Annotated in this window: 34 protein-coding genes and 1 pseudogene; 34 read left to right on the forward strand and 1 reads right to left on the reverse strand. The window is 61.8% G+C overall.

Annotation, left to right across the window (positions count from 1 at the left end; genetic code table 11):
* From NKH35_RS27990 to rplQ, 28 genes are all read left to right on the forward strand, one after another.
* The coding region (locus tag NKH35_RS27990; protein WP_476738618.1) for an EF-Tu C-terminal domain-related protein at nucleotides 1–94 on the forward strand (94 nt) is incomplete at its 5' end.
* A 69-nt stretch (nucleotides 95–163) separates the two neighbouring features.
* Nucleotides 164–472, forward strand: coding sequence for a 30S ribosomal protein S10 (gene rpsJ / locus NKH35_RS27995; RefSeq protein ID WP_010909272.1), 309 nt, complete (start codon nucleotides 164–166; stop codon nucleotides 470–472).
* Between the two features lie 61 nt (nucleotides 473–533).
* On the forward strand, nucleotides 534–1,262 hold the full coding sequence (rplC, locus tag NKH35_RS28000; protein ID WP_352917074.1) for a 50S ribosomal protein L3: 729 nt from the start codon (nucleotides 534–536) through the stop codon (nucleotides 1,260–1,262).
* Nucleotides 1,262–1,882 (forward strand): 50S ribosomal protein L4, encoded by a 621-nt coding sequence (rplD, locus tag NKH35_RS28005; RefSeq protein ID WP_023672750.1) that lies wholly within the window; start codon nucleotides 1,262–1,264, stop codon nucleotides 1,880–1,882. Before rplC ends, rplD begins: the two co-directional genes overlap by 1 nt.
* Complete coding sequence (locus tag NKH35_RS28010) at nucleotides 1,879–2,172, forward strand: 50S ribosomal protein L23 (protein WP_023672751.1); 294 nt, start codon at nucleotides 1,879–1,881, stop codon at nucleotides 2,170–2,172. Before rplD ends, NKH35_RS28010 begins: the two co-directional genes overlap by 4 nt.
* Nucleotides 2,173–2,194: 22 nt before the next feature.
* Nucleotides 2,195–3,028 carry a 50S ribosomal protein L2 gene (gene rplB / locus NKH35_RS28015; RefSeq protein ID WP_023706515.1) on the forward strand — a complete coding sequence of 278 codons (834 nt, stop codon included), beginning with the start codon at nucleotides 2,195–2,197 and terminating at the stop codon, nucleotides 3,026–3,028.
* A gap of 16 nt (nucleotides 3,029–3,044) precedes the next feature.
* A complete protein-coding gene (rpsS, locus tag NKH35_RS28020; RefSeq protein WP_006205463.1) occupies nucleotides 3,045–3,323 on the forward strand; it encodes a 30S ribosomal protein S19 in 279 nt (92 codons plus the stop codon).
* Between the two features lie 2 nt (nucleotides 3,324–3,325).
* Nucleotides 3,326–3,715, forward strand: coding sequence for a 50S ribosomal protein L22 (gene rplV / locus NKH35_RS28025; protein ID WP_006205462.1), 390 nt, complete (start codon nucleotides 3,326–3,328; stop codon nucleotides 3,713–3,715).
* Nucleotides 3,715–4,440: a 30S ribosomal protein S3 gene (gene rpsC / locus NKH35_RS28030; RefSeq protein WP_023672753.1), complete on the forward strand. Its 726-nt coding sequence runs from the start codon at nucleotides 3,715–3,717 to the stop codon at nucleotides 4,438–4,440. The genes rplV and rpsC overlap by 1 nt, the downstream gene beginning before the upstream one ends.
* Nucleotides 4,441–4,466: 26 nt before the next feature.
* Nucleotides 4,467–4,880, forward strand: a complete 414-nt coding sequence (gene rplP, locus NKH35_RS28035) for a 50S ribosomal protein L16 (RefSeq protein WP_006205460.1) — start codon at nucleotides 4,467–4,469, stop codon at nucleotides 4,878–4,880.
* A 13-nt stretch (nucleotides 4,881–4,893) separates the two neighbouring features.
* Complete coding sequence (gene rpmC, locus NKH35_RS28040) at nucleotides 4,894–5,094, forward strand: 50S ribosomal protein L29 (protein WP_006205459.1); 201 nt, start codon at nucleotides 4,894–4,896, stop codon at nucleotides 5,092–5,094.
* An 11-nt stretch (nucleotides 5,095–5,105) separates the two neighbouring features.
* A complete protein-coding gene (rpsQ, locus tag NKH35_RS28045; RefSeq protein WP_010909280.1) occupies nucleotides 5,106–5,345 on the forward strand; it encodes a 30S ribosomal protein S17 in 240 nt (79 codons plus the stop codon).
* Nucleotides 5,346–5,417: 72 nt separating this feature from the next.
* Nucleotides 5,418–5,786, forward strand: a complete 369-nt coding sequence (rplN, locus tag NKH35_RS28050; RefSeq protein ID WP_006205457.1) for a 50S ribosomal protein L14 — start codon at nucleotides 5,418–5,420, stop codon at nucleotides 5,784–5,786.
* A gap of 12 nt (nucleotides 5,787–5,798) precedes the next feature.
* Nucleotides 5,799–6,113 carry a 50S ribosomal protein L24 gene (gene rplX / locus NKH35_RS28055; protein ID WP_013531428.1) on the forward strand — a complete coding sequence of 105 codons (315 nt, stop codon included), beginning with the start codon at nucleotides 5,799–5,801 and terminating at the stop codon, nucleotides 6,111–6,113.
* On the forward strand, nucleotides 6,106–6,705 hold the full coding sequence (gene rplE / locus NKH35_RS28060) for a 50S ribosomal protein L5 (RefSeq protein ID WP_023672755.1): 600 nt from the start codon (nucleotides 6,106–6,108) through the stop codon (nucleotides 6,703–6,705). Before rplX ends, rplE begins: the two co-directional genes overlap by 8 nt.
* A gap of 27 nt (nucleotides 6,706–6,732) precedes the next feature.
* Nucleotides 6,733–7,038: a 30S ribosomal protein S14 gene (gene rpsN, locus NKH35_RS28065; protein ID WP_010909282.1), complete on the forward strand. Its 306-nt coding sequence runs from the start codon at nucleotides 6,733–6,735 to the stop codon at nucleotides 7,036–7,038.
* Nucleotides 7,039–7,050: 12 nt separating this feature from the next.
* Nucleotides 7,051–7,449: a 30S ribosomal protein S8 gene (gene rpsH, locus NKH35_RS28070; RefSeq protein WP_006205453.1), complete on the forward strand. Its 399-nt coding sequence runs from the start codon at nucleotides 7,051–7,053 to the stop codon at nucleotides 7,447–7,449.
* A 41-nt stretch (nucleotides 7,450–7,490) separates the two neighbouring features.
* Entirely contained in the window at nucleotides 7,491–8,024 is a 534-nt protein-coding gene (rplF, locus tag NKH35_RS28075; RefSeq protein ID WP_023688413.1) for a 50S ribosomal protein L6, read from the forward strand.
* A gap of 140 nt (nucleotides 8,025–8,164) precedes the next feature.
* On the forward strand, nucleotides 8,165–8,524 hold the full coding sequence (gene rplR, locus NKH35_RS28080; RefSeq protein WP_023682602.1) for a 50S ribosomal protein L18: 360 nt from the start codon (nucleotides 8,165–8,167) through the stop codon (nucleotides 8,522–8,524).
* Nucleotides 8,525–8,678: 154 nt separating this feature from the next.
* The gene (gene rpsE, locus NKH35_RS28085) at nucleotides 8,679–9,242 is read left to right on the forward strand and encodes a 30S ribosomal protein S5 (protein WP_006333394.1); all 564 of its coding nucleotides are present in this window, start codon (nucleotides 8,679–8,681) and stop codon (nucleotides 9,240–9,242) included.
* Nucleotides 9,243–9,266: 24 nt separating this feature from the next.
* Nucleotides 9,267–9,464, forward strand: coding sequence for a 50S ribosomal protein L30 (gene rpmD, locus NKH35_RS28090; RefSeq protein WP_006205449.1), 198 nt, complete (start codon nucleotides 9,267–9,269; stop codon nucleotides 9,462–9,464).
* A gap of 22 nt (nucleotides 9,465–9,486) precedes the next feature.
* Nucleotides 9,487–9,957 (forward strand): 50S ribosomal protein L15, encoded by a 471-nt coding sequence (gene rplO / locus NKH35_RS28095; protein WP_023672760.1) that lies wholly within the window; start codon nucleotides 9,487–9,489, stop codon nucleotides 9,955–9,957.
* Between the two features lie 257 nt (nucleotides 9,958–10,214).
* Nucleotides 10,215–11,555: a preprotein translocase subunit SecY gene (gene secY, locus NKH35_RS28100; RefSeq protein ID WP_023672761.1), complete on the forward strand. Its 1,341-nt coding sequence runs from the start codon at nucleotides 10,215–10,217 to the stop codon at nucleotides 11,553–11,555.
* Nucleotides 11,552–12,160, forward strand: coding sequence for an adenylate kinase (locus tag NKH35_RS28105; protein WP_352520393.1), 609 nt, complete (start codon nucleotides 11,552–11,554; stop codon nucleotides 12,158–12,160). Before secY ends, NKH35_RS28105 begins: the two co-directional genes overlap by 4 nt.
* Nucleotides 12,161–12,371: 211 nt before the next feature.
* Complete coding sequence (gene rpsM, locus NKH35_RS28110; protein ID WP_006205445.1) at nucleotides 12,372–12,740, forward strand: 30S ribosomal protein S13; 369 nt, start codon at nucleotides 12,372–12,374, stop codon at nucleotides 12,738–12,740.
* Between the two features lie 126 nt (nucleotides 12,741–12,866).
* Nucleotides 12,867–13,256 carry a 30S ribosomal protein S11 gene (gene rpsK / locus NKH35_RS28115; RefSeq protein ID WP_006205444.1) on the forward strand — a complete coding sequence of 130 codons (390 nt, stop codon included), beginning with the start codon at nucleotides 12,867–12,869 and terminating at the stop codon, nucleotides 13,254–13,256.
* A gap of 102 nt (nucleotides 13,257–13,358) precedes the next feature.
* Entirely contained in the window at nucleotides 13,359–14,369 is a 1,011-nt protein-coding gene (locus NKH35_RS28120; RefSeq protein ID WP_023682599.1) for a DNA-directed RNA polymerase subunit alpha, read from the forward strand.
* A gap of 105 nt (nucleotides 14,370–14,474) precedes the next feature.
* Nucleotides 14,475–14,906: a 50S ribosomal protein L17 gene (gene rplQ, locus NKH35_RS28125; protein WP_023682598.1), complete on the forward strand. Its 432-nt coding sequence runs from the start codon at nucleotides 14,475–14,477 to the stop codon at nucleotides 14,904–14,906.
* Between the two features lie 82 nt (nucleotides 14,907–14,988).
* On the opposite strand, the gene NKH35_RS28130 is transcribed toward rplQ, so the two are convergent.
* Nucleotides 14,989–15,615 (reverse strand): hypothetical protein, encoded by a 627-nt coding sequence (locus NKH35_RS28130; RefSeq protein ID WP_023832214.1) that lies wholly within the window; start codon nucleotides 15,613–15,615, stop codon nucleotides 14,989–14,991.
* A gap of 134 nt (nucleotides 15,616–15,749) precedes the next feature.
* Here NKH35_RS28130 and NKH35_RS28135 point away from each other — a divergent pair, with 134 nt between their 5' ends.
* From NKH35_RS28135 to NKH35_RS28160, 6 genes and pseudogenes are all read left to right on the forward strand, one after another.
* Nucleotides 15,750–17,243 (forward strand): DegQ family serine endoprotease, encoded by a 1,494-nt coding sequence (locus NKH35_RS28135; RefSeq protein ID WP_023736687.1) that lies wholly within the window; start codon nucleotides 15,750–15,752, stop codon nucleotides 17,241–17,243.
* 47 nt (nucleotides 17,244–17,290) lie between these two features.
* Nucleotides 17,291–18,601 carry a replication-associated recombination protein A gene (locus NKH35_RS28140; RefSeq protein ID WP_023726807.1) on the forward strand — a complete coding sequence of 437 codons (1,311 nt, stop codon included), beginning with the start codon at nucleotides 17,291–17,293 and terminating at the stop codon, nucleotides 18,599–18,601.
* A gap of 183 nt (nucleotides 18,602–18,784) precedes the next feature.
* The gene (locus tag NKH35_RS28145) at nucleotides 18,785–19,615 is read left to right on the forward strand and encodes an aspartyl/asparaginyl beta-hydroxylase domain-containing protein (protein WP_023726806.1); all 831 of its coding nucleotides are present in this window, start codon (nucleotides 18,785–18,787) and stop codon (nucleotides 19,613–19,615) included.
* 53 nt (nucleotides 19,616–19,668) lie between these two features.
* On the forward strand, nucleotides 19,669–20,043 hold the full coding sequence (gene crcB / locus NKH35_RS28150; protein ID WP_023706517.1) for a fluoride efflux transporter CrcB: 375 nt from the start codon (nucleotides 19,669–19,671) through the stop codon (nucleotides 20,041–20,043).
* A gap of 132 nt (nucleotides 20,044–20,175) precedes the next feature.
* Nucleotides 20,176–21,156 (forward strand): RluA family pseudouridine synthase, encoded by a 981-nt coding sequence (locus NKH35_RS28155; RefSeq protein ID WP_023691252.1) that lies wholly within the window; start codon nucleotides 20,176–20,178, stop codon nucleotides 21,154–21,156.
* Between the two features lie 2 nt (nucleotides 21,157–21,158).
* Nucleotides 21,159–21,280, forward strand: a pseudogene (locus NKH35_RS28160) (EamA/RhaT family transporter); the annotation flags it as partial.

Genomic DNA, 21,280 nt, shown 5'->3' on the forward strand with positions numbered 1-21,280 from the left:
CGTGCCGATCGCCATGGAAGAGAAGCTGCGCTTCGCCATCCGTGAAGGCGGCCGCACCGTCGGTGCCGGCATCGTCGTCACCATCAAAGAGTAATTTGGACTTAAACCGATCTGTCGCGGGCGCAGGATTTGCCCGCGCCGCGCCAGAACAAGGAAGTGACGCATGAACGGACAGAATATCCGCATCCGCCTGAAGGCGTTTGATCACCGCGTGCTCGACGCCTCGACGAAAGAAATCGTGTCGACGGCCAAGCGCACCGGAGCAAACGTCCGCGGCCCCATTCCGCTGCCGACGCGGATCGAAAAGTTCACGGTCAACCGGTCGCCTCACGTCGACAAGAAGAGCCGCGAGCAGTTCGAGATGCGCACGCACAAGCGTCTGCTCGACATCGTCGATCCGACCCCGCAGACGGTCGATGCTTTGATGAAGCTCGATCTGGCCGCCGGTGTCGACGTCGAGATCAAGCTCTAAGGGAATGAGAGCGCGGTAAGGGGCGGTGCCCCTGGCCCGGAACTCTAAAGGAATTGAACCGATGCGTTCAGGTGTGATTGCAAAGAAGGTGGGAATGACCCGCATCTATAATGATGCCGGGGAACATGTTCCCGTCACCGTTCTCCAGATGGAGAACTGCCAGGTCGTGGCTCAGCGCACGCAGGAGAAGAACGGCTATACCGCCGTCCAGCTCGGCGTTGGCCTTGCCAAGGTGAAGAACACGTCGAAGGCGATGCGCGGCCATTTCGCGACCGCTTCCGTCGAGCCGAAGGCGAAGGTCGCTGAGTTCCGCGTCTCCGCCGACAACATGATCGATGTCGGCGCCGAGATCACCGTCGAGCACTTCGTCGCCGGCCAGAAGGTCGATGTGACGGGCACGACGATCGGCAAGGGTTTCCAGGGCGTCATCAAGCGCCATCACATGGGTGGTGGCCGCGCGACGCACGGTAACTCGGTTTCGCACCGTACGCACGGTTCGACCGGCCAGCGTCAGGACCCGGGCAAAGTGTTCAAGGGCAAGCATATGGCTGGCCACATGGGCGACACCCGCGTCACCACACAGAATGTCGAGATCGTTTCGACCGACGCCGATCGCGGCCTGATCCTGATCCGCGGTGCGGTTCCCGGATCGAAGGGCGCCTGGATCCTGGTCCGCGATGCGGCCAAGGTGGCACTGCCGGTCAACGCGCCGAAGCCTGCCGCGATCCGCGCCGTTGCCGCCGAGAGTGGCGCCAAGAACGAGGCTCCGGCCGCAGAGGGAGCAGAATAATGGATCTCAAGATCACAACGCTTGGCGGCAAGGACGCCGGCAAGGTGAAACTCTCCGAGGAGATTTTCGGCCTTGATCCGCGCGAGGACATCCTGCAGCGCGTCGTGCGCTGGCAGCTGGCCAAACGGCAGCAGGGCACGCACAAGGCCAAGGGCCGCGCCGAAATCGCGCGCACCGGCGCCAAGATGTACAAGCAGAAGGGTACGGGCCGCGCCCGTCACCATTCGGCACGCGCTCCGCAGTTCCGCGGCGGCGGCAAGGCCCACGGCCCGGTCGTTCGCAGCCACGAGCACGATCTGCCGAAGAAGGTGCGCGCTCTGGGCTTGCGGCATGCTCTCTCGGCCAAGGCCAAGAGCGCGTCGATCATCATCATCGACGAGCTGAAGCTGACCGAGGCCAAGACGAAGGCGCTGATCGCGAATTTCGCGACGCTAGGCCTGACCAACGCCTTGGTGATTGGCGGTGCCGAGCTAGACCAGAACTTCAAGCTGGCGGCGACCAACATCCCGAACATCGACGTGCTGCCCATCCAGGGCATCAACGTCTACGACATTCTGCGCCGCGGCACGCTGGTCCTTTCGAAGGCCGCCGTCGAGGCTCTCGAGGAGCGCTTTAAATGACCGACCTCCGTCATTACGACGTGATCGTCTCGCCGGCGATCACCGAAAAGTCGACCATGGCTTCCGAGAACAACCAGGTTGTTTTCAACGTCGCCAAGAAGGCGTCGAAGCCGGAAATCAAGGCCGCTGTCGAAGCGCTGTTTGGCGTCAAGGTTACGGCCGTGAACACGCTTGTCCGCAAGGGCAAGATCAAGCGCTTCCGCGGCACGATCGGCCGCCAGAGCGACGTCAAGAAGGCGATCGTGACGCTGGCCGACGGCCAGTCGATCGACGTCGCGACGGGTCTCTGAGCTAGGCCGCGAGGACAGGACAATGGCACTTAAAAAATTCAACCCGGTAACGCCGAGCACCCGCCAGCTGGTCATCGTCGACCGCTCGGGCCTCTACAAGGGCAAGCCCGTCAAGGGCCTGACCGAAGGCCTGACCAAGTCGGGCGGCCGCAACAATCACGGCCGCATCACGGCCCGCTTCATCGGCGGCGGTCACAAGCGTTCGTACCGCATCATCGACTTCAAGCGCCGCAAGTTCGACGTCGTCGGCACGGTCGAGCGCATTGAATACGATCCGAACCGCACCGCCTTCATCGCGCTGATCAAGTATGACGATGGCGAGCTGTCCTACATCATCGCTCCGCAGCGCCTTGCCGCCGGCGACAAGATCGTGGCCGGTGAATCGGTCGACGTGAAGCCAGGCAATGCGATGCCGCTGGCCTCGATGCCGGTCGGCACGATCGTCCATAACATCGAGCTGAAGCCGGGCAAGGGCGCCCAGGTTGCCCGCTCGGCAGGTGGCTACGGACAGCTGGTTGGTCGCGACCAGGGCATGGCGATCCTGCGCCTCAATTCGGGCGAGCAGCGTGTCGTTCACGGCTCCTGCATGGCCACCGTCGGCGCCGTGTCGAACCCCGACCACGGCAACATCAACGACGGCAAGGCCGGCCGCACGGTCTGGCGCGGCAAGCGCCCGCACAATCGCGGCGTGACCATGAATCCGGTCGACCATCCGCATGGCGGTGGTGAAGGCCGCACCTCCGGTGGCCGTCATCCGGTCAGCCCGTGGGGCAAGCCGACCAAGGGCAAGAAGACGCGGTCCAACAAGGCGACCGACAAGTTCATCCTGCGCTCGCGCCATCAGCGCAAGAGCTAAGAAGAGGTAACGCCAAGTGACTCGTTCTATTTGGAAAGGCCCCTTCATCGACGGCTACCTTCTTAAGAAGGTGGACAAGGTTCGTGAAGGTGGTCGCAATGAGGTGATCAAGATGTGGAGCCGTCGCTCCACCATCCTGCCGCAGTTCGTCGGCTTCACCTTCGGTGTCTACAACGGCCAGAAGCATGTTCCGGTCTCGGTGAACGAGGACATGGTCGGTCACAAGTTCGGTGAATTCGCTCCGACCCGGACCTATTACGGTCACGGCGCGGATAAGAAGGCGAAGAGGAAATAATCATGGGCAAGGCCAAAGCTCCGCGCAGGCTTGCTGACAACGAAGCGCGCGCCGTTCTGCGCACGATCCGTATCAGCCCGCAGAAGCTGAACCTGGTTGCCGCGCTGATCCGCGGCAAGAAGGTCGCGACAGCGCTTTCCGATCTCGAATTCTCGGCCAAGCGGATTTCCGGCACGGTCAAGAAGACGCTGGAATCGGCGATCGCCAACGCGGAAAACAACCACGACCTCGACGTCGATGCGCTGATCGTGGCGGAAGCCTATGTCGGCAAGTCGATCGTCATGAAGCGGTTCCATGCTCGTGGCCGCGGTCGCGCCAGCCGTATCGAAAAGCCGTTCTCGCACCTCACGATCGTCGTTCGTGAAGTCGAAGAAAAAGGGGAGGCCGCATAATGGGCCAGAAAGTCAATCCGATCGGTCTGCGCCTCGGCATCAACCGTACCTGGGATTCGCGCTGGTTCGCGAACACCGGCGAGTACGGCAAACTGCTGCATGAGGACATCAAGATCCGCAAATATCTTGAAAAGGAACTCAAGCAGGCTGCGATTTCGAAGGTCGTGATCGAGCGCCCGCACAAGAAGTGCCGCGTCACCATCCATGCGGCCCGCCCGGGCCTGATCATCGGCAAGAAGGGCGCCGACATCGAAAAGCTTCGCAAGAAGCTGATGGAGATGACGAAGTCCGAGACGCACTTGAACATCGTTGAAGTGCGCAAGCCGGAAATCGACGCGACCCTGGTCGCCCAGTCGATCGCCCAGCAGCTCGAGCGTCGTATCGCGTTCCGCCGCGCCATGAAGCGCGCCGTTCAGTCGGCCATGCGCCTGGGCGCCGAAGGCATCCGCATCAACTGCGCCGGCCGTCTCGGCGGCGCCGAGATTGCGCGCATGGAATGGTACCGCGAGGGCCGCGTGCCGCTGCATACGCTGCGCGCCGATGTCGACTATGGCACGGCCGAAGCGCACACGGCTTACGGCATCTGCGGCGTCAAGGTCTGGGTGTTCAAGGGCGAAATCCTCGAGCACGATCCGATGGCTTCGGAGCGTCGCGCGACCGAGGGTGATGCTGCGCATGGCGGTGGTGGTGATCGCGAACGCGGTCGTCGTCGCGAAAACGCCTGATTATTTAGGAATTTGGAGTTAGAACGATGCTGCAGCCAAAGCGCACAAAGTTCCGCAAGCAGTTCAAGGGCCGTATCCATGGTACCGCAAAGGGCGGCACCAACCTGGATTTCGGTGGTTTCGGGCTGAAGGCGCTTGAGCCGAACCGCGTCACCGCGCGTGAGATCGAGGCGGCCCGCCGCGCGATCACTCGTGAGATGAAGCGTGCCGGCCGCGTGTGGATCCGTATTTTCCCTGATGTGCCGGTGACGTCGAAGCCGACCGAAGTGCGCATGGGCAAGGGCAAGGGCGCTGTCGATTACTGGGCGGCGCGCGTCAAGCCGGGCCGCATCATGTTCGAGATCGACGGCGTCAACGAAGAAACCGCCCGTGAGGCGCTGCGTCTCGGCGCGGCCAAGCTCTCGGTCAGGACGCGCTTCGTACAGCGCATCGCAGAATAAGGACGGGCTGATCATGAAAGCCGAAGACATCCGGACGAAGACCCAGGACCAGCTGACCGACGATCTGGCCAGCCTGAAGAAGGAGCAGTTCAACCTGCGCTTCCAGAAGGCCACCGGCCAGCTCGAGAAGACCGCGCGCGTGCGGCAGGTTCGCAAAGACATTGCGCGTATCAAGACCATCGCTGCGGAAAAGTCCGCGGCCAAGAAGGCTTAAGGACGAAAATCATGCCAAAGCGCATTCTGCAGGGCACTGTCGTCAGCGACAAGAACGAGAAGACGGTAGTCGTCAAGGTCGAACGGCGCTTCACGCATCCCGTGATGAAGAAGACCGTGCGCATGACCAAGAAGTACAAGGCGCACGACGAGAACAACGCCCACAAGGTCGGCGATCAGGTGTTCATCCAGGAATCGAAGCCGATTTCCAAGGACAAGCGCTGGATCGTCGTGTCTTCGGACCAGGCGTAACAAACCGAATTTTGGACAGACCGGGGAGGGGCTTTGAGCCCGTCCCGTTAGAAGAGAAGAAGGCGGCCAGTCATGATTCAGATGCAAACAAACCTCGACGTCGCGGATAATTCCGGCGCCCGTCGTGTCATGTGCATCAAGGTGCTGGGCGGCTCGAAGCGGAAATACGCTTCCGTAGGCGACATCATCGTGGTGTCGATCAAGGAAGCCATTCCGCGCGGCCGCGTTAAGAAGGGCGATGTGATGAAGGCGGTCGTGGTTCGCACGGCCAAGGACATCCGCCGCCCGGACGGCAGCGTGATCCGTTTCGACAAGAACGCGGCCGTTCTCGTCGACAACAAGAAAGAGCCGATCGGCACGCGTATCTTCGGACCGGTTCCGCGCGAACTCCGCGCCAAGAACCACATGAAGATCATCTCGCTCGCGCCTGAAGTGCTGTAAGGAGCCGGACCAATGCAAAAGATTAGAAAAGGCGACAAGGTCGTCGTGCTGGCCGGCAAGGACAAGGGCCGTTCGGGCGAAGTCCTCTCGGTTCAGCCGAAGGAAGACACCGCGCTGGTGCGCGGCGTCAACATGATCCGTCGTCACCAGAAGCAGTCCCAGTCCCAAGAGGGCGGGATCATCACCAAGGAAGCGCCGATCCAGCTGTCGAACATCGCGCTGGCCGACCCCAAGGATGGTAAGCCGACCCGCGTCGGCTTCATCTTCCAGAAGGACGGCAAGAAGGTGCGCGTCGCCAAGCGCTCGGGAGAAGTCATCAATGGCTAAGGCTCAAACCACGAAGCCCAAGGCTGAAAGCAAACAGTCCAAGGCCCAGAACACGCCGCGCCTCAAGCAGGTCTACAACGAGACCATCCGCAAGGCGCTGCAGGAGCAGTTCGGCTACGAGAACGAGATGCAGGTTCCGCGCATCGACAAGATCGTGCTGAACATGGGCGTCGGCGAAGCGACGGCGGATTCGAAGAAGCCTTCGATCGCGGCCGAAGACCTGGCGATGATCGCCGGCCAGAAGGCCGTCGTCACCCGCGCCCGTAATTCGATCGCCGGCTTCAAGGTCCGCGAGAAGATGCCGATCGGCGCCAAGGTCACGCTGCGCAAGGAACGCATGTACGAGTTCCTCGACCGTCTCGTGAACATCGCACTGCCGCGCGTCCGCGACTTTCGCGGACTGAATCCGAAGAGCTTCGATGGCCGTGGCAACTACGCCATGGGCATCAAGGAACACATCGTGTTCCCGGAGATCAACTACGACAAGGTTGATCAGATCTGGGGCATGGACGTCATCGTTTGTACGACTGCGAAGACGGACGACGAAGCCAGGGCATTGCTCAAGGCCTTCAACTTCCCCTTCCGCCAGTAACGGCAGCGAGAAAAGGAAAAATCTGAAATGGCAAAGACCAGCTCAGTCGAGAAGAACAATAGGCGCCGCAAGCTTGCCGACCAGTACGGTCCCAAGCGCGCAGCGCTCAAGGCGATCATCATGGACCAGTCCAAGCCGATGGAAGAGCGTTTCCGCGCTCAGCTGAAGCTTGCTGCCCTGCCGCGCAACTCGGCCAAGATCCGCATCCGCAACCGCTGCGAAGTTACCGGCCGTCCGCGCGCCTATTATCGCAAGCTCAAAGTATCGCGCATCGCGCTTCGTGATCTCGGCAATAATGGCCAGATCCCGGGCCTGGTCAAGTCGAGCTGGTAAGGAGGACATAACATGTCATTGAGCGATCCTCTCGGCGATATGCTGACCCGCATCCGCAACGCGTATGGCCGCAAGAAGTCGAGCGTTTCGACGCCGGCCTCGCGCCTGCGTACCCGCGTCCTCGACGTGCTGAAGGCTGAAGGCTATATCCGCGACTACAGCCAGACCGACTTCGACAACGGCAAGTCCGAAATCGAAATCGAGCTGAAGTATTTCGACGGTGCTCCGGTCGTGCGCGAAATCGCCCGCGTCTCGAAGCCTGGCCGCCGCGTTTACGTCTCGGCCAAGTCGATCCCGCACGTCGCCAACGGCCTCGGCATCGCCATCCTTTCGACGCCGAAGGGCGTGATGGCCGATCACGAAGCACGCGAACAGAATGTCGGCGGCGAAATCCTCTGCCAGATTTTCTAATTCGGCAGACCTGAAACAAGAGAAGTGACGAGGACAACCAAATGTCTCGTATTGGAAAGAAACCCGTTTCGCTGCCGCAGGGCGTGACCGCGACCGTCAACGGCCAGACCGTGACGGCGAAGGGCCCCAAGGGCGAGCTGAAGTTCGTGGTGAACGACGAAGTGCTGGTCAAGATGGAAGGCAGCGAAATCGCTGTCCAGCCGCGCGACCAGACCAAGGCCGCCCGCTCCAAGTGGGGCATGTCGCGCACGCAGATCGTCAACATCCTGCAGGGCGTCAAGGACGGTTTCGAGAAGAAGCTCGAGATTACCGGCGTCGGCTATCGCGCGGCACTCCAGGGCAAGAACCTGCAGCTGGCGCTTGGCTTCAGCCACGACGTCGTTTACGAGACGCCGGCCGGCATCACGATCACTGTGCCGAAGCCGACGGAAATCACCGTGACCGGCATCGACAAGCAGCAGGTCGGCCAGGTTGCAGCCGAGATCCGCGAGTATCGCGGTCCCGAGCCCTACAAGGGCAAGGGTGTCCGCTATGCCGGCGAGAAGATCGTCCGCAAGGAAGGCAAGAAGAAGTAGTAGGCCTGGCCCCGAAAAGTTGCAGACTCTTCGGAAAAGGCCAGGCCAAAGAAGTGCAACGCCGCGGGGAGCAGTCGCGGGAGGCGCTTTCGCCTACCGCACATGGCGGCCCCCGTTTTTTGAAGGCAAGGAAGACTATCATGGCTACCAAGGAATCCATCCAGCGCCGCGCGCAGCGCGTCCGCCGCCAGATCAAAAAGGTCGCCGGCGAACGTCCGCGTCTCTCGGTTCACCGCACGTCGAAGAACATCTACGTGCAGGTCATCGACGACGCCAAGGGCCATACCATCGCGGCTGCATCGACACTCGAGAAGGACCTCAAGGGTTCGCTCAAGACCGGCGCCGACACCGAGGCAGCAGCCGCTGTTGGCAAGCTGATCGCCGAGCGCGCTTCGAAGGCCGGCGTTAAGGAAGTCGTCTTCGACCGCGGCGCCTATATCTATCACGGCCGCGTCAAGGCGCTGGCCGAGGCTGCCCGTGAAGGCGGTCTGAGCTTCTAATTGCCTGATCCCGAACCGAAGGTCAGCGCAGCAAAAAGTTGCAGACTTTTCGGTCAAGATCATGCAAGGAAAAATAATTCGCCCCCGGTGACCCAAAGAGGCGCACCGGATCTTATCAGCAACCGTGCTTCCGGAAAAGAACAAGGAACAGGATATGGCACAGGAACGTAGGGATGGCGGCCGCGGCCGCGATCGTGAAGAACGCGATGACGGCATGGTGGACAAGCTCGTCCACATCAACCGCGTCGCCAAGGTCGTCAAGGGCGGCCGTCGCTTCGGTTTTGCAGCACTCGTCGTCGTCGGCGACCAGAAGGGCCGTGTCGGCTTCGGTCACGGCAAGGCGCGCGAAGTGCCGGAAGCGATCCGCAAGGCAACCGAGTCGGCCAAGCGCGACATGATTTTCGTGCCGCTGCGCTCGGGCCGCACGCTGCACCACGACGTCGAAGGACGCTGGGGCGCCGGACGCGTGCTGCTGCGCGCTGCCAAGCAGGGTACCGGCATCATCGCCGGCGGCCCGATGCGCGCTGTCTTCGAGACGCTCGGCATGCATGACGTGGTCGCCAAGTCGATGGGTTCGTCGAACCCCTACAACATGGTTCGTGCCACATTCGACGCGCTGAAGAGCCAGATGCATCCCAAGGATGTGGCTGCTGCGCGCGGCATCAAATATTCGACCCTTCAGGCCCGCCGCGGCACCGCCGTTGCGGCTGAAGAATAGTCGATCTGACCAGGGATTTTGACCATGGCCAAGAAAGCAACCAAGACCATCACCGTTGAGCAGATCGGTTCGCCGATCCGCCGCCCGAAGGAACAGCGCGCAACGCTGGTCGGCCTCGGCCTCAACAAGATGCACAAGCAGCGCACGCTGGAGGACACTCCCTCGGTGCGCGGCATGATCGCTGCCGTCCAGCATCTCGTCCGCGTCGTGGACGAGGGCTGAGCAAAAGCGCAGGAGAACCCAGATGAAACTCAACGATCTGCGTGACAAGGACGGCGCGACGCACTCCAAGAAGCGTCTCGGCCGTGGCATAGGCTCCGGCTCGGGCAAGACCGGCGGTCGCGGCGTCAAGGGCCAGAAGGCGCGCTCCGGCGTTGCCATCAACGGCTTCGAGGGCGGCCAGATGCCGCTCTATCGGCGCCTGCCGAAGCGTGGCTTCAATAACATCTTCGCCAAGAGCTTTGTCGTCGTGTCGCTGGCTCGTATCCAGACGGCGCTCGATGCCAAGAAGCTCGACGCCAAGGCGACCGTGACGGCCGAGGCACTCGTTGCCGCCGGCGTCATCCGCCGCGTCAAGGACGGCGTGCGCATCCTCTCGGACGGCGAGCTCAAGGCAAAGCTTGCCTTCGACGTCGCCGGCGCCTCCAAGGCCGCGATCGAGAAGATCGAAAAGGCCGGCGGTTCGGTCAAGCTGCCGGAAGCGGCAGCGGAGTAACAGCAATTTGAAGCGCGGTCGGCAGGAACGGTATCCGTTTTTGTTCACGATTGCGCTTTGATCCGATCAATTAGGCGGCCGCGTCAACGCGGCCGCTTGCATGTTTAGAGCCCGGAGCTTATCTCGTGAGCTTCGGTGCCACGCGCCGCCTGAGCTGCGGGCATCGAGCGTGACGTACAAATCAAAGAAGTAGCGTATGACGTTGTCCGAAAACCGCTTCACACTTTTCGGCATCATGCTCTAGCGGAGAATCAGGCATGGCTTCGGCTGCTGAACAACTAGCCTCGAATCTGAATTTTGCGGCTTTCGCCAAGGCGGAGGACCTGAAGAAGCGAATCTGGTTCACCGTCGGCGCGCTGCTCGTCTATCGCCTCGGCACCTATATCCCGCTGCCCGGCATCAATCCGGATGCATTCGCGCAGGCCTTCTCTTCGCAGGCCAAGGGCGTGCTCGGCATGTTCAACATGTTCGCCGGCGGCGCCGTGCAGCGCATGGCGATCTTCGCGCTCGGCATCATGCCTTACATCTCAGCCTCCATCATCATGCAGCTGATGACCTCGGTCATTCCGTCGCTGGAAGCGCTGAAAAAGGAAGGAGAGCAGGGCCGCAAGGTCATCAACCAGTACACGCGCTACGGCACGGTACTCCTGGCGCTGGTGCAGGCCTACGGCATTTCGGTGGGCCTGGAAGGAGGCAACGGCATCGTCAACGATCCCGGCATGTTCTTCCGCATCTCGACCGTCGTCACGCTGGTTGGCGGCACCATGTTCCTGATGTGGCTGGGCGAGCAGATCACCGCCCGCGGCATCGGCAACGGCATTTCGCTGATCATTTTCTCCGGCATCGTCGCCGGCCTGCCGCGCGCCATCTCCGGCACGCTGGAGCTCGGCCGCACCGGCGCTCTATCGACCGGGCTGATACTCGCGATCATCGTGCTGGCCATAATCGTCATCGCGCTGATCGTGTTCTTCGAGCGCGCGCAGCGCCGCCTGCTGATCCAGTATCCGAAGCGCCAGGTCGGCAACCGCATGTTCCAGGGCGATACCTCGCATCTGCCGCTGAAGCTCAACACGTCGGGCGTCATTCCGCCGATCTTCGCGTCGTCGCTGCTTTTGCTGCCGGCAACGGTCGCCGGCTTCTCGCAGACGACAAACCTGCCGGCCTGGGCAAGCACCGTGCTCGCTTCGCTCGGCCACGGCCAGCCGCTCTACATGCTGTTCTATGCGGCAATGATCGTGTTCTTCGCCTTCTTCTACACGGCCATCGTGTTCAATCCGAAGGACACCGCCGACCAGCTCAAGAAGCATTCCGGCTTCATTCCGGGCTACCGTCCGGGTGAGCGCACTGCCGATTACATCGACTATGTCCTGACGCGCATCACCGTCGTCGGCGCCATCTATCTGGTGCTGGTGTGCCTGCTGCCCGAGTTCCTGATTTCGGCGACGGGCGTACCATTCTACCTCGGTGGCACATCGCTTCTGATCGTGGTCAGTGTAACCCTCGATACGGTGGCGCAGATCCAGGGTCACCTGATCGCGCACCAGTATGAGGGCCTGATCAAGAAGTCGAAGCTGCGCGGGGGGAAGAAGGCCAGATGAGATTGATATTGCTTGGGCCGCCAGGAGCGGGCAAGGGGACGCAAGCACAAAGACTGGTAGAAAAATACGGCATACCGCAGCTGTCGACGGGCGACATGCTGCGGGCCGCCGTACAGGCCGGCACTGAAGTCGGCAAGCGCGCCAAGGCGGTGATGGATGCCGGCGAGCTGGTTTCCGACGCCATTGTCAACGCCATCGTGGCCGAGCGCATCGACCAGCCCGATTGCACCAACGGTTTCATCCTCGACGGATATCCGCGCACGCTGGTGCAGGCTGATGCGGTTGAATCGATGCTCGCCGAGCGCGCCATTGGCCTCGATGCCGTGATCGAGTTCGTCGTCGACGACAAAGCGTTGGTCGGCCGCATCGTCAAGCGCGCCGACGACGCCAAGGCCGCCGGACAGCCGGTGCGCAAGGACGACAATCCGGTGGTGTTCGAAGAGCGCCTGCGGGAATATTACAAGAAGACGGCGCCGCTGATCGGCTATTATTACGCCAAACGCTCGCTTAGGAGTGTCGACGGCATGGCCCCTGTCGACACCGTGACGGCGGAGATTGAAGCGCTGCTCGCGGCGGTGACGCGGGAGACCGTTACGGTAAAGTAAAGATTGCGCTTGACTGGAACGGTTCGCTGGGTTATGGCGGCCCGTCTTCCTATCAGGCATGAGGCTTGCTTGTCCGCAAGGGCAAGGCAGCCGCATTGAAACCAGGGAACTCCCGCAAGGGCCGGCCTCCACCGGACGCGGGGTAATTTGAACAGCGCCGCGCATGCCTTGTTTTGAAGGCCGGCCGGTCCCATATGGAGCAGAGAAGAATATGGCTCGTATAGCCGGCGTCAACATTCCTACCAACAAGCGCGTCGTCATTGCGCTTCAGTACATTCACGGCATTGGCAAGAAGTTCGCCCAGGAGATCGTCGACAAGGTCGGCATCCCGGCCGAGCGCCGCGTCAACCAGCTGACCGACGCGGAAGTGCTGCAGATCCGCGAGACCATCGACCGCGACTACCAGGTCGAAGGCGACCTGCGCCGCGAAGTGTCGATGAACATCAAGCGTCTCATGGACCTTGGCTGCTACCGCGGTCTGCGTCACCGCCGTTCGCTGCCGGTTCGCGGCCAGCGCACGCACACCAATGCACGCACCCGCAAGGGCCCGGCCAAGTCGATCGCCGGCAAGAAGAAGTAAGTGAGCGAATAGCGAGTAGCCATTAGCGAGTAGGGGTCCCTATTCGCTGGTCCCTGCTCACTACTCGCTTTCAAAGGTGGAGCCGCTGGCATTACGGCGGTGTAGAGATCAACTGAAAGGACTATCATGGCCAAGGAAGCCGCTCGTGTTCGCCGTCGCGAACGCAAGAACATCTCGTCGGGCGTTGCCCACGTCAATTCGACCTTCAACAACACGATGATCACCATCACCGACGCGCAGGGCAATTCCATTGCCTGGTCGTCGGCCGGTGCCCAGGGCTTCAAGGGTTCGCGCAAGTCGACCCCGTTCGCCGCCCAGATGGCTGCCGAAGACGTCGCCAAGAAGGCCCAGGAACACGGCATGCGCATGCTCGAAGTCGAGGTCTGCGGACCCGGCTCCGGTCGTGAATCGGCGCTTCGCGCCCTGCAGGCGGCCGGCTTCACCATCACCTCGATCCGTGATGTGACGCCGATCCCGCACAATGGCTGCCGCCCGCGCAAGAAGCGCCGCGTCTAAGACATTACCGAACGCCGCGTGAGCGCCTCAAGGCGCTCCTCCACGGCACTCCAGGTCGCCCGCCACGATTGGATGGTGGCGGGTCAACGGAAGGAAAGCATCATGATCCAGAAAAATTGGCAGGAACTGATCAAGCCGAACAAGATCGAGTTCTCGTCGAAGAAGAAGACGCTGACCACGCTGGTCGCCGAGCCGCTCGAGCGTGGCTTCGGCCTGACGCTCGGCAACGCGCTGCGCCGCGTGCTTTTGTCTTCGCTGCGCGGTGCGGCTGTCACCGCCGTGCAGATCGACGGCGTTCTGCATGAATTCTCGTCGATTGCCGGCGTGCGTGAGGACGTGACCGACATCGTCCTCAACATCAAGGAAATCGCCATCCGCATGGAAGGCGATGGTCCCAAGCGCATGGTCGTTCGCAAGCAGGGCCCGGGTGCGGTTCTGGCTGGCGACATCCAGACGGTTGGCGACGTCGAGATCCTCAACCCCGACCACGTCATCTGCACGCTGGACGAGGGCGCTGAAATCCGCATGGAATTCACCGTCGACACCGGCAAGGGTTACGTGCCGGCCGACCGCAACCGCGCCGAAGACGCGCCGATCGGCCTGATCCCGGTCGACAGCCTGTATTCGCCGGTCAAGAAGGTCTCTTACAAGGTCGAGAACACCCGCGAGGGCCAGGTTCTCGACTACGACAAGCTGACCATGACTATCGAGACCGACGGTTCGATCTCGGGCGAGGACGCGGTGGCTTTCGCTGCCCGCATCCTGCAGGACCAGCTTGGCCTGTTCGTCAATTTCGACGAGCCGCAGAAGGAAGTCGCCACCGAGGCCGTCACCGAGCTCGCCTTCAACCCGGCGCTGCTCAAGAAGGTGGACGAACTCGAGCTTTCGGTGCGTTCGGCCAACTGCCTGAAGAACGACAACATCGTCTACATCGGCGATCTTATCCAGAAAACCGAAGCCGAGATGCTGCGCACCCCGAACTTCGGCCGCAAGTCGCTGAACGAGATCAAGGAAGTGCTCGCGGCGATGGGCCTGCACCTCGGCATGGAAGTGCCGGACTGGCCGCCGGAAAACATCGAAGACCTCGCCAAGCGTTACGAAGACCAATATTGAGCATGAATTTCCAAGGATCGGCGGCGTGGGCCGCTCGATCCGACGGTCATGCGGAAAACCATCAGAGGCCACGGCCTCTTGAACAACTGAAGAAGGAAAAGAGCCATGCGCCACGGTTTTAAAGGCCGCCGCTTCGCCCGAAGCATTAGCCATCGCAAGTCGATGTTCGCCAACCTCGCCGTGTCGCTGCTCGAGCACGAACAGATCGTCACCACCCTGCCGAAGGCGAAGGATTTGCGTCCGATCGTCGAGAAGCTGGTGACGCTCGGCAAGCGCGGCGACCTGCATGCGCGCCGCCAGGTCATTGCCCAGATCGGCAATGAAGGCGTCGTCAAGCGTCTGTTCGACACCATCGCGCCGCGCTACGCCACCCGCAATGGCGGCTATCTGCGCATCATGAAGGCCGGCTTCCGCCACGGCGACAATGCCGCCATGGCAGTCATCGAGTTCGTCGATCGCGACACCTCGGCCAAGGGCGCCGGCGACCGCGCCCGCATCGAGGCCGAAGGCACCGACGAGGAAGCCGCTGCCGCATAAGGCTCGGTTTTTCAGGAATGACTTCAAGGGGCCTTCGGGCCCCTTTTTGTTACCAGCGTCCTACGTTTAGCGTGTCTTACATTTAGCGAGTAAGCATCAGGTAGTCGCGACCGCTAAGCAGATTCCAATTGAAGGCGCCGGGAATCTCTTCGAACGCCGGTTGGGGATAGGAATAGATACTGTCGAGGGTGGCGCGGGAATCTATATCGCTGACCACTCGCGACACGGTGGAATTGGTCAGGTATTTTTGGGCGTCCCCATCTTCGATGAAGTCTGTATCGACTCGGAAATGAATCTGAACGGGACCCGCGCAGATGTTCAGCAATATTTCGTCGCTCAAGGCGGCGTAGAACACCGCTGCCTCTTCTGGAGCCCAAAGGCCGGCAGTCAAGAATTCCGAAGGTGTCGTCTCTCCACTGAACCCATCCAATGAGAGCACAAGGCGATCGGTGAGAACCTCAAAATCACCTTCGAGATAGCCCGCTTCTTCGATCTGAAACCAGTTCATCCAATGAGGTGCTTCTTCATCAAAGGAAATTTCGAGCTTTCCGAAAGTCCAATAGACCGGAATCGTCTCTGCATGTTCCGTGATCCAGCCGTCAGGCGGACCTAGCATACTGGCGATGTCGATCATTTTCAGAGAAGGGAAAACAGGCCCAAAAGTGCCGGTCTTCAAAAAGTCACGGAATGACAGGAGTTGTTTTTTCATGAAGGTCGACGCAGGTTTTCAGTTTCAAGCCGACCTATAGCTGCTTTGCGGGCCAGAATAATCAGATTTCAGGGGCTTAGCCTTTCATTTTGCACAATCGTCGGGACAATGGCGCCCGACCTGGAGGATTCGGAATGCACTTCAAACGGCTGTTTCTTGTTGCCCTTTGCGCGCTGGCCGCCTTTGCCGCGGCACCGGCCGTGAAAGACGCCCTGGCCGAGGACGCCGCCAAGCCAGCCGATCCGGGGCTCTCCGATGTGCTGACCGACCTCTTGCATGGCGTCGAGGGCGAGAACGGCACCTCCGGTCCCGACAAGCGCGTGCCGTTCGGCCGCGAAGAGGTGCAGCTGTCGTTTGCCCCCCTGGTCAAGCAGACGGCGCCGGCCGTGGTCAATGTCTATGCTTCGCAGACGGCCAAGGTCACGTCGCCCTTTGACGGCGACCCGTTCTTCGAGGAATTTTTTGGCCGCGCACAGCCGCGCGCGCAATCCTCGCTCGGCTCGGGTGTGCTGGTCGACCCGAGCGGCGTCGTCGTCACCAATTTCCACGTGATCAAGGATGCCGACGAGGTCAAGGTCGCGACCGCCGACGGGCGCGAATTCACCTCGAAGGTCATGCTCAAGGACGAGACGCTCGACCTCGCCGTGCTCAAGATCACCTCCGACAAGCCGTTTCCGGTGATCGCCATCGGCGATTCCGACGCGCTCGAGGTCGGCGACCTGGTGCTGGCCATCGGCAATCCGTTCGGCGTCGGCCAGACCACCACCAGCGGCATCGTTTCGGCGCTTGCCCGCAGCCATATCGGCGTTTCGGATTCGGGCTATTTCATCCAGACCGACGCCGCCATCAATCCCGGCAATTCCGGCGGCGCGCTGATCAACATGGGCGGCCAGCTGGTCGGCATCAACACCGCCATCTACAGCCGCAGCGGCGGCTCGATCGGCATCGGCTTTGCCATCCCGGCCAACATGGTGCGTGCCTTCGCCGATGCGGCCAAGGCCGGGCTCGATTTCTTCGAGCGGCCCTATATAGGCGCCGAGTTCGAAGCGGTCACACCTCAGATCGCCGAATCGCTTGGCATGGAGAAGCCGACCGGCGCGCTGGTGTCGTCGGTTGAGGAAGCCGGACCGGCGGCCAAGGCAGGGCTGAAGCCCGGCGATGTCGTGCTGCAGCTCAATGGCACGACGGTCGAAGGCATCGAGGCGCTGGATTACCGCATGGCGACCCTGTCGATCGGCACCAAGGCGACCTTCGCCATCCTGAGCAAGGGCCAGCAGGCGACGATGGAGATTGCACTGGAGCGCGCGCCGGAAGGCGCCAAGGCGTCGGAAGTGACCCTGCATGGCCGCAGCCCGTTCTCCGGCGCCAAGGTCGCGGAACTGTCGCCCAGGCTCGCCCAGCGGCTCGGCCTGCGCACCGACCTCAAGGGGGTCACCGTGGTCGACATCAACCGCGATTCGCCGGCCGCCGATTTCGGCTTCCAGCCGGGCGACATCGTGCGCGAGGTGAACGGCACGACGGTCGATACGGCGGCGACACTGGCGCAGCTTGCCCAGCAGGATACACGCTGGTGGCGCTTTACCGTCGAGCGCGGCGGGCAGATACTGCGCCAGGTGTTGCGTTACTGAGGCGATCTTCCCATTTCTGAGGATCGTGCTCCAACCAGAAGACCTAGATGGCCGATCTGTTCAGCGTCGATGAACCGGAAAGAGCGCCGCCCGGCCGGCCTTTGGCCGATCGGCTCCGCCCGAAAAACCTTGGCGAGGTCGTCGGCCAGGAGCATCTGACCGGCCCCGACGGCGCACTGACGCGGCTCATCAACTCCGGTTCGCTCGGCTCGATGATTTTCTGGGGGCCACCCGGCACCGGCAAGACCACCGTGGCGCGGCTGCTGGCCGGCGAGACCAGCCTTGCCTTCGAGCAGATCTCAGCGGTGTTTTCCGGCGTTGCCGATTTGAAGAAAGTGTTCGAGGCGGCAAAGCTGCGTCGCACCAATGGCCGCCAGACGCTGCTGTTCGTCGACGAGATCCATCGCTTCAACCGCGCCCAGCAGGATTCGTTTCTCCCGGTCATGGAGGACGGCACCGTCGTGCTGGTTGGCGCCACGACCGAAAATCCGTCCTTCGAGCTGAACGCCGCGCTTTTGTCGCGCGCGCGGGTACTGGTGTTTCACTCGCTGGGCGAGGAGAGCATCGCCAAGCTGATGACGCGCGCGGAGGAGACGGAGGGCAGGGCGCTGCCGCTCGACGAACAGGCGCGGGCGATGCTCATCCGCATGAGCGATGGTGACGGCCGGGCCTCGCTGACGCTGGCCGAGGAAGTCTGGCGCGCCGCCAAACCCGGCGAGGTTTTCGATCCCGAAGGGCTGCAGCGCATCGTCCAGCGCCGCGCGCCGATCTATGACAAGGGCCAGGACGGTCACTACAATCTGATCTCGGCGCTGCACAAATCGGTGCGTGGGTCCGACCCGGACGCGGCGCTTTATTATCTTGCCCGCATGTTCGACGCCGGCGAGGATCCGCTCTATCTCGGCCGCCGGCTGGTGCGCATGGCGATGGAGGATATCGGGCTGGCCGACCCGCAGGCGCTGGTTATCGCCAACGCCGCCAAGGACGCCTACGACTATCTCGGCTCGCCCGAAGGCGAACTGGCCTTCGCCGAGGCCACCGTCTATCTCGCCACCGCGCCCAAATCCAACGCCGTCTATAACGCCTTCAAGGCAGCCACGCGGGCGGCGAAGGAGTTCGGTTCGCTGCTGCCGCCCAAGCACATCCTCAACGCGCCGACCAAGCTGATGAAAGAGGAGGATTACGGCGCCGGCTACCGCTACGATCACGACCAGCCCGATGCCTTTTCCGGCCAGGACTATTTCCCCGAAAAGATGGGCCGGCAGACCTTTTACGATCCGCCCGAACGCGGTTTCGAGCGCGATATCAAGAAACGGCTGGACTATTGGGCAAAGCTGCGCAGCGAGCGGGAAAAATAGGTGCGCGGGACAAACGTGACGAACTCGGCCTGCCCGCGATGAACTGAAATTCTGTCCCCGCCAGTCACAGCAGTGTGATTGTACCGCATGACAAAAAGCCCTATCACGTCGCATGACTCGGCCGGGAGGCTGCCAGGACGGGCGATAATTCGGAACGGGGACAGCGCGCCGCGCGAACAGAAAATGACAAAATCCCTTCGCAAAACGCTTCGCCAGGCTGTGATTGCTGTCCCGCTGCTCGCGCTCGGCTTCTATTTCATTCCGATCCTGACCACGATCTGGATCGTCTGCGGCCTGATCGATGTGCTGCGCAACGCCAACAAGGATCTGTCGCTGTTGCGCGGCTATTTCCTCGGCAATGGCATCTTCACCTGGCTGCTGTCGCCCTTCAATCTGCTGGTGGACCTCGTTTGCTACAGGAACCCGGGCGTGTGGAAGCTGGAGCAGTTTCCCGCCGATTATCAGCGCGAGGTCAACGAGGTTCTTGACGTCTTCAAGGCGCGCAAGGACGAGATCATCGCCGATATCGACGCCAATTTCGGCACCGGTCGTCGCGGCATGTATGTCTATCAGTGGTACGGCAAGCACCGGATCGACAATGTCGCGGAATTCAACAAGGATTTCAAATACATCAAGACCATTGCCGTGTCTGTCTTCAGAGGCAAGGAATCGACTTCCTGGCATTTCGGACCGCTCCGGCTCAGCCTGCGCATCCTCTACAATCTCTTGCCGGTGAAGGCAGAGGTTTTCGTCGAATGCAACGGCGCCAGGAATTACTGGCACGACAACCCGCTCTATATATTCGACGACACGCTGCTGCACCGCTCGGTCAACGAGTATGACGGACGCCGCTACTGCGTGTTCATGGACATAATCCGCCCGTCGCCGTTCCCCGGCTTCATCGCCGGACTTCTCGCCATCGTTTCGGTCACCGTCGAGCGCGTCAATTCCATGTTCTACAAGAACTGGAAGATGATCGGCTCGAGCAAGGCAAAGAAGGTCGAGACGACCTGAGGCGTTGGCCTGAAGGGATTGACCGCACTGCCTTGGCCGGGCAGTAAACGGGCATGTTCAATCTGCTTCTTGTTGTGGTCGGCGGCGGCATCGGCGCCGGCATCCGCCACCTGACCAACATCGGCGCCTTGCGCCTCGTCGGCCCCAACTACCCCTGGGGGACGATGGTGATCAACATCGTCGGCTCCTTTGCCATGGGGCTGTTCATCGCCGCGCTGATGCGGCGCGGCGGTTCCAATGAGCTCCGGCTGTTCGTCGCCACCGGCATCCTTGGCGGCTTCACCACCTTCTCCGCCTTTTCGCTCGATTTCGCGACCCTATGGGAGCGCGGAGCGACGCTGCCGGCGTTGGGATATGCGCTGGCCAGCGTCGTTGGCGCCATTATCGCCCTGTTTCTGGGACTTTGGCTCGCAAGAACCGTTTCATAGTGTTATTGCCCCGACCTGGAGCACGCCGCATCCTCTGGACGCGCTGCAGAAACTTTGATCTTGCGCATGATCCTTTCCGAAAGCCGGAGTAGATTTCGGGGTCACGCGTTAGAAACGGATAAAGCGAAAATCATGGCAGGCGTAGAACAGATCACGGTGGAGGCCGGCGAGGCGGGCATGCGGCTCGATCGCTGGTTCAAGACCCATTTCCCCGGCCTCGGCTTTGGCCATCTGCAGAAGTTGCTGCGCTCGGGCCAGATCCGCGTCGATGGCAGCCGGGTCAAGGCCGACAGCCGTGTCGAGCCCGGCCAGGTGGTGCGTGTGCCGCCGCTCGAGGTCGACAAGAAGGGCGAGAGTGCGCTTACGGGTTACTCGATCCGCAACCAGGGCGACGCCGATGTGCTGGCCAAGATGCTGATCCACGAAGATCCAAAAGTCTTCGTCTTCAACAAGCCGGCGGGCCTGGCGGTGCAAGGCGGCTCGGGCGTCACCCGCAATGTCGACGACATGCTGGAGGCCTGGCGCAGCCAGAAGGGCGAGAAGCCGCGCCTGGTGCACCGGCTCGACCGCGACACGTCGGGCGTGCTGGTGGTTGCCCGCACCAGGCTTGCGGCGATGAAGCTTTCCGAGTCATTCCGGGCGCGCGAGACCAAGAAGACCTATTGGGCGCTGGTCAAGGGCGTCCCGCCCAAGCGTGAGGACAAGATCTCGACCTGGCTGATCAAGGAGCCGACCGAGGACGGCGACCGCGTGCGCGTGGCAGCCCATGGCGAAAAGGGCGCCGACCACGCCGTGTCCTACTATCGCATCATCGAGCAGGCGGCCCAGACGATGACCTGGCTGGAAATGGAGCCGTACACTGGCCGCACCCACCAGCTGCGCGTTCATGCCGCCTATATCGGCTGCCCGATCCTTGGCGACCCCAAATATTTCGAGGCCGACACCAACTGGGACTTTCCGGGCGGCATTCAGAACCGCCTGCATCTGCATGCGCGCCGCATCGTCATTCCGCACCCGGACAAGGGCGTCATCGACGTCACCGCGCCGATGCCGCCGCATATGCGCCAGAGCTGGAACCTGATCGGCTTCGACGACGCCAGCGCGGAGGACTGACATTGGCCGTCGCCTCGGCATTGGATCGCCGCGATGCGGTCGATCTGGCGGCTGCTTCCATCATGGTCGGGTTGACCTTTTCCTGGGGGCTGAACTACGTCGCCGCCAAGATCTCCTATGCCGG

Source organism: Mesorhizobium sp. M1143 (genome assembly GCF_040318435.1).
GTDB lineage: Bacteria > Pseudomonadota > Alphaproteobacteria > Rhizobiales > Rhizobiaceae > Mesorhizobium.

Coding starts and splice junctions, on each gene's coding strand:
- rpsJ (WP_010909272.1), top strand. CDS start 164: ATGAACGGACAGAATATCCGCATCCGCCTGAAGGCGTTTGATCACCGC.
- rplC (WP_352917074.1), top strand. CDS start 534: ATGCGTTCAGGTGTGATTGCAAAGAAGGTGGGAATGACCCGCATCTAT.
- rplD (WP_023672750.1), top strand. CDS start 1,262: ATGGATCTCAAGATCACAACGCTTGGCGGCAAGGACGCCGGCAAGGTG.
- NKH35_RS28010 (WP_023672751.1), top strand. CDS start 1,879: ATGACCGACCTCCGTCATTACGACGTGATCGTCTCGCCGGCGATCACC.
- rplB (WP_023706515.1), top strand. CDS start 2,195: ATGGCACTTAAAAAATTCAACCCGGTAACGCCGAGCACCCGCCAGCTG.
- rplV (WP_006205462.1), top strand. CDS start 3,326: ATGGGCAAGGCCAAAGCTCCGCGCAGGCTTGCTGACAACGAAGCGCGC.
- rpsC (WP_023672753.1), top strand. CDS start 3,715: ATGGGCCAGAAAGTCAATCCGATCGGTCTGCGCCTCGGCATCAACCGT.
- rplP (WP_006205460.1), top strand. CDS start 4,467: ATGCTGCAGCCAAAGCGCACAAAGTTCCGCAAGCAGTTCAAGGGCCGT.
- rpmC (WP_006205459.1), top strand. CDS start 4,894: ATGAAAGCCGAAGACATCCGGACGAAGACCCAGGACCAGCTGACCGAC.
- rpsQ (WP_010909280.1), top strand. CDS start 5,106: ATGCCAAAGCGCATTCTGCAGGGCACTGTCGTCAGCGACAAGAACGAG.
- rplN (WP_006205457.1), top strand. CDS start 5,418: ATGATTCAGATGCAAACAAACCTCGACGTCGCGGATAATTCCGGCGCC.
- rplX (WP_013531428.1), top strand. CDS start 5,799: ATGCAAAAGATTAGAAAAGGCGACAAGGTCGTCGTGCTGGCCGGCAAG.
- rplE (WP_023672755.1), top strand. CDS start 6,106: ATGGCTAAGGCTCAAACCACGAAGCCCAAGGCTGAAAGCAAACAGTCC.
- rpsN (WP_010909282.1), top strand. CDS start 6,733: ATGGCAAAGACCAGCTCAGTCGAGAAGAACAATAGGCGCCGCAAGCTT.
- rpsH (WP_006205453.1), top strand. CDS start 7,051: ATGTCATTGAGCGATCCTCTCGGCGATATGCTGACCCGCATCCGCAAC.
- rplF (WP_023688413.1), top strand. CDS start 7,491: ATGTCTCGTATTGGAAAGAAACCCGTTTCGCTGCCGCAGGGCGTGACC.
- rplR (WP_023682602.1), top strand. CDS start 8,165: ATGGCTACCAAGGAATCCATCCAGCGCCGCGCGCAGCGCGTCCGCCGC.
- rpsE (WP_006333394.1), top strand. CDS start 8,679: ATGGCACAGGAACGTAGGGATGGCGGCCGCGGCCGCGATCGTGAAGAA.
- rpmD (WP_006205449.1), top strand. CDS start 9,267: ATGGCCAAGAAAGCAACCAAGACCATCACCGTTGAGCAGATCGGTTCG.
- rplO (WP_023672760.1), top strand. CDS start 9,487: ATGAAACTCAACGATCTGCGTGACAAGGACGGCGCGACGCACTCCAAG.
- secY (WP_023672761.1), top strand. CDS start 10,215: ATGGCTTCGGCTGCTGAACAACTAGCCTCGAATCTGAATTTTGCGGCT.
- NKH35_RS28105 (WP_352520393.1), top strand. CDS start 11,552: ATGAGATTGATATTGCTTGGGCCGCCAGGAGCGGGCAAGGGGACGCAA.
- rpsM (WP_006205445.1), top strand. CDS start 12,372: ATGGCTCGTATAGCCGGCGTCAACATTCCTACCAACAAGCGCGTCGTC.
- rpsK (WP_006205444.1), top strand. CDS start 12,867: ATGGCCAAGGAAGCCGCTCGTGTTCGCCGTCGCGAACGCAAGAACATC.
- NKH35_RS28120 (WP_023682599.1), top strand. CDS start 13,359: ATGATCCAGAAAAATTGGCAGGAACTGATCAAGCCGAACAAGATCGAG.
- rplQ (WP_023682598.1), top strand. CDS start 14,475: ATGCGCCACGGTTTTAAAGGCCGCCGCTTCGCCCGAAGCATTAGCCAT.
- NKH35_RS28130 (WP_023832214.1), bottom strand. CDS start 15,615: ATGAAAAAACAACTCCTGTCATTCCGTGACTTTTTGAAGACCGGCACT.
- NKH35_RS28135 (WP_023736687.1), top strand. CDS start 15,750: ATGCACTTCAAACGGCTGTTTCTTGTTGCCCTTTGCGCGCTGGCCGCC.
- NKH35_RS28140 (WP_023726807.1), top strand. CDS start 17,291: ATGGCCGATCTGTTCAGCGTCGATGAACCGGAAAGAGCGCCGCCCGGC.
- NKH35_RS28145 (WP_023726806.1), top strand. CDS start 18,785: ATGACAAAATCCCTTCGCAAAACGCTTCGCCAGGCTGTGATTGCTGTC.
- crcB (WP_023706517.1), top strand. CDS start 19,669: ATGTTCAATCTGCTTCTTGTTGTGGTCGGCGGCGGCATCGGCGCCGGC.
- NKH35_RS28155 (WP_023691252.1), top strand. CDS start 20,176: ATGGCAGGCGTAGAACAGATCACGGTGGAGGCCGGCGAGGCGGGCATG.